We start from the raw sequence: 12,513 nt of genomic DNA, 5'->3' as shown, positions 1-12,513 counted from the left end.
TATTTTATTTAAAGGTTAAACTATTCTCTTCCGCCTCCCAATGCACTATACAAGTTGATTACAGCCTGCATACGCTGGAAATTATCAGCCACTTCACTCAGTTGTGCACTAAGCAAACTTTGTTGTGCTGTCAGGATTTCCAAATAGGTAGCATCTCCACTTTGGAACAACGCTTTGGTGTAAGTTACAGCTTTGTCCAATTGTTCTACCTGTCCTTTATCCTCCTGTAATTTTTTATTTTGAGTTTCATACAAGAATAATGCATCACTTACTTCCTGTCCAGCTTTCAGGATAGCCTGTTGATAATTCATCTGGGCAATCTTTTCTTCAGCCTTAGACACTTTCAGGTTAGCAATCAATTTTCCATTGTTGAAAATAGGTTGAGTAAGAGAACCTATAGCAGTCAACAGCACTTTTCCGGGATTGACAACCATCGCACCAGCACTGTTAGTCCATCCAGCAGTACCAGTAATATTCAAGCCAGGATAAAATGCAGCACGAGCCTGATTAGTAGTATAATAAGCACTTGCCAATGTCATTTCTGCCACTTTCACATCAGGACGGTTCTCCAACAACTGCAAAGGAACACCAGCAGTCAACTCTTCCGGCATCACCTGTTCATCCAATGTACTTCTTTCAATAGTCTGAGGAGCCTTGGCCAATAATACAGCTAAAGAGTTTTCTGTTTCACGTACCTGACGTTTCAAATCCATCAAAGAAGCTTCTACCTGATGACTGGCAGCACGCATCTGTGCAACAGCGGCCTCAGTTGTCATACCGGCAATTTTCATAGCTTCCATTACACGTACATTTTCCTTGTAAATAGCAGATGTTTCTGTAGTAATTTCTACCTGACGATCTAACATCAACAAAGAATAATAAATATTGGCAATACCACAAATCAGCTGAGAACGAACAGCCTGCTGTGCATATTTACTCTGCAAATAGGCTGTTTTTTGATTACGATTGGCATTCAATAACTTACCGAACAAATCGATTTCCCAACTTGCAGCTACCGGCAACTGATAAGTTTTTGAAGTTTTTGAACCATCAAAACTACTCAAAGTTCCTTGTGGAGCTAAATTGATAGAAGGGAGATAAGAAAGACGAGCTGAAGTCAACATGACTTTTGCTTCTTCCACCCGCAAGATAGCGGCCTGCATATCTACATTATTAGCCAATCCTTCTTCTATCAAACTCTGCAATTTCGCATCACGGAAGATTTCCTGCCAAGGTAAATTTCCCATATTCATGGTATCAGCGGCCAATGTATCCACAGCCGATACCGGATCACGGTAAATACCCGAAGCATCAATTGATTCCGGACGGTCATATGCCTTGTAAATGTGGCAACTGCTCATCATAGCAGTTGCACACATCATTCCTATAATTTGTTTTTTCATTATTTCTTCGTATTTTTTAAAGAGTACTGTTCAATTTCAGATTGTACTTCACTTTCATCCAAACCATCCCATTCCATCGGTTTCACTTTTTCTTGTAACCACTGGAATATTACAAACAGCACTGGAACAATGAATATCTGTAATATCATACCAATCAACATACCACCGATAGTAGAAGCTCCCAAAGTACGGTTACCATGAGCACCTACACCCATCGCCAACATCAACGGAATCAAACCGACAATCATCGCCAAAGAAGTCATCAAAATCGGTCGCAAACGAGCAGCAGCTCCCAAAACGGCAGCCCAAGAAATACTCATACCTTGTTTACGACGATCAAGAGCAAACTCTACAATCAAAATAGCATTCTTAGCCAACAGCCCCATCAACATAATCAAGGCAATCTGCATATAGATATCATTTGACATGGAGCCAAGAACCATCTTCAATGCAGGAATACTTCCTAAAGCCGCAAATCCATTTACAAATACAAAGCTACCCATCAAACCGAAAGGAACAGAAAGCAATACTGACAACGGCAAGATGTAACTTTCATACTGTGCACTCAGCAACAAGTAAACAAAGACAAAGCACAATACGAAAATAATACCGGTAGAACTTCCACTTGTCTGCGCCTCTTCACGGGCCATACCACCTAACTCATAACCAAATCCAGTTGGCAGATTTTCCTTTGCAACTTCCGCAATTGCCTGAAGAGCCTGACCAGAAGTGTATCCAGAAGCAGGAGCCACCATTACTTTCATTGATGTATACAAGTTAAAACGGTTGATGATATCAGGACCATATACTTTTTTCAAAGAAACAAACTGAGTAATCGGAGCCATATCTCCATTATTCGCACGCACTTTTACACCATTGAGCGACTCCATATTCTTTGTTGCATCAGGTTCTGCCTGAATCATTACACGATACATCTTACCAAAACGGTTAAAGTTAGATGCATACAAACCTCCAAAATATCCTTGCATGGTAGAAAGAATATCACTCGGACTAATACCTGCTTTCTTACAAGCTGCTGCATCTATATCCAATTGGTATTGCGGGAAATTCGGGTTGAAAGTGGTCTGTGCACGACTAATTTCCGGACGTTTTTCCAATGCTGCGATATAATCCTTTACCACATCAAAGAAGTGATTCAAATCACCACCAGTCTTATCTTGCATGTTCAACTCAATATCACTTGACACTGAATAACCAGGAATCATAGGAGGAGCAAAGAACAATACCTGTGCATCCTTGATTACTTTCTGAGCACGCATAAACAAAGTGGCAACAACCATATCAGAATTCTGCATAGTAGAACGTTCTTCCCAGTCTTTTAACTTGATGATGACAGAACCATAAGAAGGACCTTGACCACCAATAAAACTATAACCAGAAATAATAGTACGTGATTGAACTGCTGGATCTACAGCCACCAAACTATCTACTTTTGCCAAAACGTCCATAGCACGTTCTTGAGAAGTACCAGGAGGCAATGTTACAGCACCCATAATTGTACCTGTATCTTCATTCGGAACCATACCTGTAGGAGTAGTGTTCATAAAGAATACCAATAAAACAATAGATGCACCAACCAGACCCAATGACAACCATTTTTTATGGATAAAGAATACAACACGTTTCTTGTACTTCTTCAGCAATGAATCGTAAGCAGCATTAAAGGATACATGAAAACGATCTATTAAAGACATCTTTTTCTTACTACCATGCTCTCCTGTATGAGGCTTCAGGAAAATAGCACACAAAGCCGGAGAAAGAGTCAACGCATTCAAAGCTGAAAAGCCAATAGAAATAGCCATAGTCAAACCAAACTGACGATAGAATGTACCAGCTGTACCTCCCATGAAACTTACCGGGATAAATACAGACATCATCACCAAGGTAATAGAAACGATAGCACCACCGAGTTCGCTCATAGCATCAATAGATGCTTCACGAGCAGATTTGTATCCTTGGTCCAATTTGGCATGCACACCTTCGACCACCACAATCGCATCATCGACTACAATCGCAATAGCTAACACCATCGCTGACAAAGTCAACAAGTTAACACTAAAGCCAATCAGTTTCAAAACAAAGAAAGTAGCAATCAATGCTACCGGAATAGCAATAGCCGGAATTAAAGTAGAACGAAAATCTTGCAAGAAAATATATACTACAATAAATACCAAGATAAATGCTTCTATCAATGTCTTGATAACTTCATGAATTGAAGCATACAAGAAGTCGTTTGCATTTTGAGCAACATTGATTTTTAAACCTGCAGGCAAACTTTCTTCAGCTTTGCTGATTACATCCAACAAATTATTAATGGTTTCAGTTGCATTGGTACCTGCCATCTGGAAAACGATACAAGTTACGGCTTTATGACCATTTACTGTATTGTTGAAAGTATAAGCCAAACGTCCTAATTCAATTCGAGCAACATCTCCCAAACGAAGCACTTCACCATCAGGTAAAGCCTTAACAACAATATCTTCAAACTCCTCTGTTTGCTGCAAACGTCCTTTATAACGAATAGTGTATTGATAAGTCTGGTTACCACGTTCACCAAACTGTCCAGGAGCCGCTTCAATATTCTGCTCAGCCAAGACACCTGAGATATCAGCAGGAACCAACTTATATTGTGCCATTACATCCGGTTTCAACCAGATACGCATAGAGTAGTCCTGTCCCATGACGTTGGCATCACCCACACCCTTCACACGCTGAACTTCCGGAATCAAGTTAATCTTCGCATAGTTCTCTATAAACTCAATATTATACTTGTCTTCGGCATCATACAATGAAAAAATCAGCAACATAGAGTTCTGTCGCTTTTGAGTCGTTACACCCACTTTTGTTACTTCTGCCGGCAACAATCCTTGTGCCATAGAAACACGGTTCTGAACATTGACCGCCGCCATATCCGGATCTGTCCCTTGGTTGAAATATACACTAATTTCAGCAGAACCGTTATTTGAGGCACTAGACTGAATATACATCATGTTTTCTACACCATTGATTTGATCTTCCAACGGTGCAATTACTGAATTCAATACAGTTTGTGCATTGGCTCCGGTATAAGTAGCTCGTACTGATACAGTAGGAGGCGCAATATCCGGATACTGTGTAACAGGCAAGGTAGCCAAACCTATTATACCCAGAATTACCATCAAGATAGAAATTACCGTTGATAGTACCGGACGATTAATAAATTTATCTAGTTTCATTTTATACCTTATATATTATATAAACGATATTGTTTTAAATTCTTCCGATTATTTAAAAGCTGTAGCAAAATTACCATCGTGCTGGTCTTTCAATGCCTGCTGATATTTTGCTTCTTTCTGAGCTACAGTAATGGGAACTATTTTTTGTCCATCCTGCAAATTCTGTACACCCTCCACTACTATTTTATCACCTGCATTCAAACCACTTGTTACTATATAATTTTTTCCATCATTCAGATTGGAAATCTTTACCTCTGTATGCTTCAATGTACTATCAGCCTGAAGTACATATACAAACTTCTTATCCTGAATTTCCTGAGTAGCAGTCTGAGGTATCAATATTACATTTTCCATTGCATATGGGAAAACAACATTAGCCATACCTCCACTACGTAAAATATTCTGTTTATTCGGGAAAATAGCACGCATACTTACCGAACCCGTTGTCTGATCGATCACTCCACTTACAGCATCAATTTTTCCACTATCTGCATAAAGAGTTCCATCAGCCAACTGTAACTGTACAGCAGGCATTTTTTCCAATTGTTCCTTCAGTGTACCACCCGCACGTGTCAAGTCCAGCAACTGTTTTTCTGTCATAGAGAAATACACATACATATCACCAATCTGAGAAACTGTTGTCAGAGGTTCGGCAACCGAAGGACTCACTAAGGCACCTACACGATAAGGGAAAGTACCAATCACTCCATCAGAAGGACTTGTCACTGTACAAAATCCTAAATTTTGCTTTGCTGCAGCATAAGCAGCTTTAGCCTGCGCTGCATTTGCTTTTGCTGTAAGTAAATTATTCACAGCTGTTTGATATTCAAAATCACTGATGATTTTCTGTTCATGAAGCATTTTCTTATTTACTTCAGTTTCTGCTACAGTTTTCAGGTTTGCTTCAGCTGATTCCACTCCAGCTTTAGCCTGATCATAAGCAGCTTTATACTGAGTAGGATCAATTTCAAACAAAGCCTGTCCTTTACGTACAGTTGCACCTTCATCCACACACAACTTTACAATAAATCCAGATACTTGTGGACGAATTTCAATATCTTGCAAACCCTTAATTGTTGCAGGATACTGTGTAGTCTGTTCACTTGAAGTAAACGAAACTGTCTCTACAGCAAACTCATCGTCACCTAATTTCATTCCGCCTTGACCACCACAAGCAGTCAGCAAAAACATACCTAATGCCACCATGGCTATTCGGCTTGAAGAAAAACTTCTGTTTTTTTCCACTCTCATATTCATTTTAAAAAATAATTAATATTTCATTCACTATTTCCCCAAAAACATCCCTTAGTATTGAAAACTTTTCAACGCTACTTAGTTTTTATCTTTGCAAAGATAGAAAAAAAATTACTCCTTAACTCCCTGTTTTAACTAACAATAACCATAATGTTCGGTTATCCTTACAGATAGGCAAATTTATCCTATTAATTGACCGATTGTACCGACAAAAACCTTGAAGAAGAATAAACAGTTTATGGTTTTTTAAATAAAATAATCTTCCATTTGTTATTTTATTCCTACATTTGTACGACACATAATACGAATATAAACAAAACCAATAGAAATATGACTAAGATAACAAAAGAGGCTGCCTTATTATATCATTCTCAAGGTAAGCCAGGAAAAATTGAGGTTATTCCAACCAAACCTTATCAAACACAAAGAGATTTATCATTAGCCTACTCTCCCGGAGTAGCAGAACCTTGTCTGGAAATCCAAAAAGATCCTAAAACAGCATATGACTATACAGCTAAAGGAAACCTAGTAGCCGTAATATCCAATGGAACAGCCGTTTTAGGACTCGGAGATATTGGCGCGATGAGTGGTAAGCCTGTTATGGAGGGAAAAGGTTTGCTTTTCAAGATTTATGCAGGTATCGACGTGTTTGATATTGAAGTAAATGAAAAAGACCCTGACAAATTTATCGAAGCAGTCAAGGCAATAGCTCCCACATTTGGGGGTATCAACCTGGAAGATATCAAAGCCCCTGAGTGCTTTAAAATCGAGCAGCGCCTAAAAGAAGAATTGGACATTCCTGTTATGCACGATGACCAGCACGGTACTGCAATTATCTCAAGTGCCGGATTGCTCAATGCATTGGAAGTTGCCGGCAAAAAAATTGAAGATGTTAAAATTGTAGTCAACGGTGCAGGAGCCTCTGCTGTATCTTGTACAAAACTCTACATTGCTTTAGGAGCACGTCTGGAAAACATTGTCATGCTCGACAGCAAGGGAGTAATTTCCAAAACCCGTACAGACTTAAATGAGCAAAAGAAATTTTTTGCAACCGACCGCACCGATATACATACATTGGAAGAGGCAATCAAAGGGGCTGATGTATTCTTAGGATTGTCCAAAGGCAATGTACTTAGTCAGGATATGGTACGTAGCATGGCAAGCCATCCGATTGTATTTGCTCTGGCAAATCCGACTCCGGAAATTTCATACGAAGATGCAATGGCATCACGCCCAGACGTATTAATGTCTACCGGACGTTCCGATTATCCCAACCAGATAAACAACGTTATCGGCTTCCCTTATATTTTCCGAGGAGCTCTTGATACACGTGCTACTGCCATCAACGAAGAAATGAAACTGGCAGCCGTACATGCTATAGCCTCTTTAGCCAAGAAACCGGTTCCCGATGTAGTGAACGAAGCTTATCATGTAAACAACCTGACATTCGGTCCCGAATATTTCATTCCCAAACCGGTTGACCCACGCCTTATTACAGAAGTATCTATGGCTGTAGCAAAAGCAGCTATGGAATCGGGAGTAGCACGTAAGCAAATCACCGACTGGGAAGAATACAAGAACCACCTGCGCGAACTGATGGGACAAGAAAACAAACTGACCCGTCAGTTATACGATACAGCCCGCCGTTGCCCACAACGTGTGGTATTCGCTGAAGGCGGTCACCCAAACATGCTAAAGGCAGCCGTTGAAGCCAAGTCTGAAGGATTATGTCATCCTATTATATTAGGAAATGAAGAACGTATCGAAAAACTGGCTAAAGAACTCGACCTCAGTCTGGAAGGCATAGAAATCGTAAATCTTCGTCACGACCGAGAAGCTGAACGCCGCGAACGCTATGCACACATTTTATGTGAAAAACGTGCGCGCGAAGGTGCCAACTACCAGGAAGCCAACGATAAGATGTTCGAACGTAACTACTTTGGTATGATGATGGTAGAAACAGGAGATGCCGATGCTTTTGTAACCGGACTTTATACAAAATATTCGAATACCATCAAAGTAGCCAAGGAAGTAATCGGTATCCAACCCGGTTACAACCATTTTGGAACAATGCATATCCTTAATTCAAAGAAAGGTACCTATTTCATTGCAGATACACTAATCAATCGCCATCCCGATACAGAAACATTGGTCGATATTGCAAAACTGGCTACAAAAGCAGTACGCTTCTTCAACCAAGAACCTGTAATTGCCATGCTATCGTATTCCAATTTCGGTTCGGACACAGAAGGAAGCCCAGCCAAAGTACATGAAGCCATAGCTACCATGCACAAGGAATTCCCCGAGCTTGCCATCGATGGAGAAATGCAGGTAAAATTTGCTCTTGATAATGCGTTACGCGATGAGAAATATCCGTTTACCCGCCTTAAAGGAAAAGAAGTCAACACTCTGGTATTCCCAAATCTAAGTTCGGCCAATGCCACTTACCAGCTCATACAAAATATGAGTGAAACAGAAGTTATTGGCCCCATCCAGATGGGACTGAACAAACCAATTCATTTTACTGACATTGAAAGTTCAGTACGCGATATCGTTAACATCACAGCCATTGCTTGTATTGATGCGATAGTAGCAAAGAAAATGAAATGTACTGAGAAATAATCAACCCACAAATAAAGGATGAAGAATTTTACACATTAGTTCTTCATCCTTTTTTATTTCTATCCGAACCATATACCATGAGAAAACCACTAACCCACACACAATGCATCATTCTTACCCTCTTTTGGGCCTTACTTTGTTTTTTAGTATTAACATCCGCACCTCGTATAGACGGGCCACTCATTGTAGCTATCCTTATCTCAGGAGCATTAGTATTTATACCCATCACCAAGTCAATAAAAGCAAGGAGTAAATAAGCATTTCAACATAACAAAGCTTACATTTTGTATTTTTTGATACACTTTCTTTGTTTTTGTTTATAAAATGTTGCACAAAACAAATTTTATACATAATTTTGTCAGCGGTAAAAAGCTCTATTAACAGATAATACAAATAGAATTATGAATGCAGCTAAAGTATTGGAAGATTTAAAAAGAAGATTCCCTAACGAACCTGAGTATCATCAGGCAGTAGAAGAAGTTTTAAGCACGATTGAAGAAGAGTACAACAAACACCCGGAATTCGACAAAGTAAACCTGATTGAACGTCTTTGCATTCCAGATCGAGTATACCAATTCCGTGTAACATGGATGGATGATAAAGGTAATATCCAGACTAACATGGGTTATCGTGTACAACACAACAATGCCATCGGCCCCTACAAAGGTGGTATCCGTTTCCATAGCTCAGTAAACTTAGGTATCTTAAAATTCCTTGCTTTCGAGCAAACATTCAAAAACTCCCTGACCACTCTTCCGATGGGTGGAGGTAAAGGTGGTTCAGATTTCTCTCCGCGCGGCAAATCTAACGCTGAAGTAATGCGTTTCTGTCAGGCATTCATGTTGGAACTTTGGCGTCACATCGGTCCTGAAACAGACGTACCGGCAGGTGATATCGGTGTAGGTGGACGTGAAGTTGGATTCATGTTTGGTATGTACAAAAAACTGGCACACGAATTCACAGGTGTATTGACAGGTAAAGGTCGTGAATTTGGTGGTTCACTTATCCGTCCGGAAGCAACTGGTTACGGTAACATCTACTTCCTGTTGGAAATGTTGAAAACACGTAATATTGACATTGCAGGTAAGACTTGTCTGGTTTCAGGCTCAGGTAACGTAGCTCAATACACTGTTGAAAAATTAATTCAACTTGGAGCTAAAGTAGTCACAATGTCAGATTCAGACGGCTATATTTACGATCCAGACGGTATCGACCGTGAGAAACTGGATTATATCATGGAATTGAAGAACTTGTACCGCGGACGTATTCGTGAATATGCAGAGAAATATGGTTGCAAATACGTAGCAGGTGCTCGCCCATGGAATGAAAAAGCAGACATTGCTCTTCCTTCTGCTACCCAGAACGAAATCAACGGCGACGATGCAAAAGCACTTATCGCAAACGGAGTATTTGCTGTATCTGAAGGAGCAAACATGCCTTCTACTCCGGAAGCTATCCGTGTATTCCAGGAAGCCAAGATTCTCTACGCACCAGGTAAAGCTGCCAATGCAGGTGGTGTATCAGTATCAGGTCTGGAAATGACCCAGAACTCTATCAAACTGAGCTGGAGTCAGGAGGAAGTAGATGAAAAACTGAAAAGCATCATGAAAAATATTCACGAAGCTTGTGTACAATATGGTACAGAACCAGACGGTTATATTAACTACGTAAAAGGTGCCAATGTAGCCGGCTTCATGAAAGTAGCCAAAGCAATGATGGCTCAAGGTATTGTATAAAACACTACATCCATACAATTTTACACAAACCCTTTGTTTCTTTCTCTTATACAAAGAGAAGAACAAAGGGTTTTCTTCTTTCCATACCCGAGAAGGAAAAGTACCAATATATGCTATCATACAATAGTATAGTATATTTATACACACTCTTACAAAATATTATACAAGGCTAAATTTACTTATCACAAAGATGTTTATTAAAGTCTTTTATCTATCTTTGCAAGCCATAAAATTCTAATTTTTAATCAGATAAAAGATGAAACTAACGCATGTATTTACAAGTATACTGCTCGTCATAGCCAGTACCTCGTGCATTCAAGACGAAGCTCTGAATGTAGAGGCTGCAATAGACGGATGTAGTGGAGCCAATATTCAATTGCTAAATATCAATGAAATAAGTCGGGAAATAGACATTTACGTATTCGACGGAGCCAATACCGCAGCTCAGGAGTTAAACTTCGAACTTCCCGAAGGAGCAAGTATCGTTCCTGATAAAAAAGAAGCCGGAGACAATCCTCCCTATTATGATTTCAGTACGCAAACCCAGCGTAATTTTACCGTCACCTCAGAAGATGGTAACAATCATTCTACCTATACATTAAACATGTATAAAATCAAGTTGCCATTAGAATATTCTTTTGAAAACTTACGTGAAATCAATCCTTACCACATTCTCTATATTACAGACATCAACGGAATTATGCAGTGGGCCAGTGGTAATCCAGGATACAAGTTATGCGGTATGGCTAAAAGTGCAGAAGATTATCCTACAGTACAGACCAGTGGAGGTAAAGAAGGAAAATGCATCACTCTTACCACACGAAGCACAGGTTCTTTTGGAAGCATGACCAAAATGCCTATAGCTGCCGGAAACCTCTTTGTGGGATCATTCGATGCAACCAATGCAGTTATTGCCCCTTTACAAGCAACCCAATTCGGATTTACCTTCACCCGCAAACCTATTCGTATGACCGGATATTACAAATATAAAGCAGGAGATGTATTTACGGATAAAGCCGGACAAGTTGTTAGTGGAAAAACTGATACCGGTGATATATATGCAGTATTATACGAAGCCCCTACGAGTGATTTTTCTTTAGACGGAGACTTGTTTACCCCCGGTAACGAAAAAGCACAACACATCGTAGCACTGGCACGTATAGAAAAAACCATAGAAACAGACCAATGGACCTCATTCGATCTTCCTTTCGAACCTCAGAACGGTAAAACTATCGATGAAGACGGATTGAAAAACGGCAAATACAAACTCGCTGTAGTATTTTCCTCCAGCATACGTGGTGCTTACTTTGAAGGAGCAGTAGGAAGCCAGTTGCAAATTGATGAAGTGAAAATAGAATGTGAAGAAGAAAACTAAAAAATAAGCAAAAATGAAAATAACAAAATATCTTTTCATTCTGACTGCCTTTATAGCAGCAGGAATACAGTCGGTCTATGCCCAGTCGACAGATTCAGAACACAAAGGGCTGCTTTGGTCTTCTCTGCATGGATTAGATTATGAATTCAAAGCCGGAGTTAATATCGGAGGGACTTCTCCACTTCCTCTTCCACAAGAAATCAGAAGTCTTGACAGTTATTCCCCCGGATTGGCAATCACATTGGAGGGAAGCGCCACCAAGTGGATTGATGTCCAAAAGAAATGGGGAGTCAGCATAGGATTCCGTTTAGACAAAAAAGATATGACAACCGATGCTACTGTAAAAAACTATGGCATGGCTATTTTCAATGAAGTAGGTGGCAAGGTAGAAGGTTTATGGACCGGTGGAGTAAATACCAAAGTAAAAATGTCATTACTTACTTTTCCGATATTAGCCAGATATCAAATAAGCAAACGTTGGAAACTATCGGCAGGTCCTTATTTCTCTTATATGATGGATGGAGAATTCTCCGGTAATGTATACGAAGGTCATTTACGTACTCCTGATGCGACCGGCACACGCATCGACTTTCAAGGAGAAAATACAGCTACATACGATTTTTCCAATGAATTGAGAAAATTTCAATGGGGGCTCCAAGTTGGAGGAAGCTGGAATGCATACAGACATCTTACTGTACATGCCGACCTGACATGGGGACTGAATGATATGTTTAAAAAAGACTTCAATACTATTTCATTTGCAATGTATCCCATCTACCTTAACTTAGGATTTGGCTACGAATTCTAATAGGTATCCATCAAGCCTTCACACTTTTTTCCTGCAAATTATCAATACAACAGAAAGGAAAAAAGCATGAAGGCTTTTT

At 39.8% G+C, this 12,513-nt stretch carries 8 protein-coding genes; 5 read left to right on the top strand and 3 right to left on the bottom strand.

Translation table 11 applies throughout. The features are described 5' to 3' along the window. Nucleotides 1–20 precede the first annotated feature (20 nt). From O6P32_RS03260 to O6P32_RS03250, 3 genes are read right to left on the bottom strand one after another with little or no spacing between them, the layout of a single operon-like run. Nucleotides 21–1,403 (bottom strand): efflux transporter outer membrane subunit, encoded by a 1,383-nt coding sequence (locus tag O6P32_RS03260; RefSeq protein ID WP_178266289.1) that lies wholly within the window; start codon nt 1,401–1,403, stop codon nt 21–23. Continuing rightward, a complete protein-coding gene (locus O6P32_RS03255) occupies nt 1,403–4,639 on the bottom strand; it encodes an efflux RND transporter permease subunit (RefSeq protein WP_269876785.1) in 3,237 nt (1,078 codons plus the stop codon). Before O6P32_RS03255 ends, O6P32_RS03260 begins: the two co-directional genes overlap by 1 nt. A 48-nt stretch (nt 4,640–4,687) precedes the next feature. Further along, nucleotides 4,688–5,896: an efflux RND transporter periplasmic adaptor subunit gene (locus O6P32_RS03250; protein ID WP_269876783.1), complete on the bottom strand. Its 1,209-nt coding sequence runs from the start codon at nt 5,894–5,896 to the stop codon at nt 4,688–4,690. 327 nt (nt 5,897–6,223) lie between these two features. Between O6P32_RS03250 and O6P32_RS03245 the strand changes: the two genes are divergently transcribed. The 5 genes from O6P32_RS03245 to O6P32_RS03225 all read left to right on the top strand — a co-directional run bounded on the left by O6P32_RS03245 (nt 6,224) and on the right by O6P32_RS03225 (nt 12,434). Further along, nucleotides 6,224–8,515 carry an NADP-dependent malic enzyme gene (locus tag O6P32_RS03245; protein WP_269876782.1) on the top strand — a complete coding sequence of 764 codons (2,292 nt, stop codon included), beginning with the start codon at nt 6,224–6,226 and terminating at the stop codon, nt 8,513–8,515. Between the two features lie 77 nt (nt 8,516–8,592). Beyond that, nucleotides 8,593–8,772: a hypothetical protein gene (locus tag O6P32_RS03240; RefSeq protein ID WP_269876780.1), complete on the top strand. Its 180-nt coding sequence runs from the start codon at nt 8,593–8,595 to the stop codon at nt 8,770–8,772. 144 nt (nt 8,773–8,916) lie between these two features. Next, a complete protein-coding gene (locus O6P32_RS03235; protein ID WP_178266285.1) occupies nt 8,917–10,251 on the top strand; it encodes an NADP-specific glutamate dehydrogenase in 1,335 nt (444 codons plus the stop codon). A gap of 256 nt (nt 10,252–10,507) precedes the next feature. Then, nucleotides 10,508–11,626 (top strand): PCMD domain-containing protein, encoded by a 1,119-nt coding sequence (locus O6P32_RS03230; protein ID WP_269876779.1) that lies wholly within the window; start codon nt 10,508–10,510, stop codon nt 11,624–11,626. Nucleotides 11,627–11,645: 19 nt separating this feature from the next. Continuing rightward, nucleotides 11,646–12,434, top strand: coding sequence for a porin family protein (locus O6P32_RS03225; RefSeq protein WP_269877035.1), 789 nt, complete (start codon nt 11,646–11,648; stop codon nt 12,432–12,434). Nucleotides 12,435–12,513: the final 79 nt, after the last annotated feature.

The organism is Phocaeicola acetigenes, from assembly GCF_027529745.1.
In the GTDB taxonomy this organism is placed as follows: Bacteria; Bacteroidota; Bacteroidia; order Bacteroidales; family Bacteroidaceae; genus Phocaeicola; species Phocaeicola acetigenes.
Note: the sequence above shows the minus strand (reverse complement) of the source record. Positions and strands in the feature narration are given on the sequence as shown.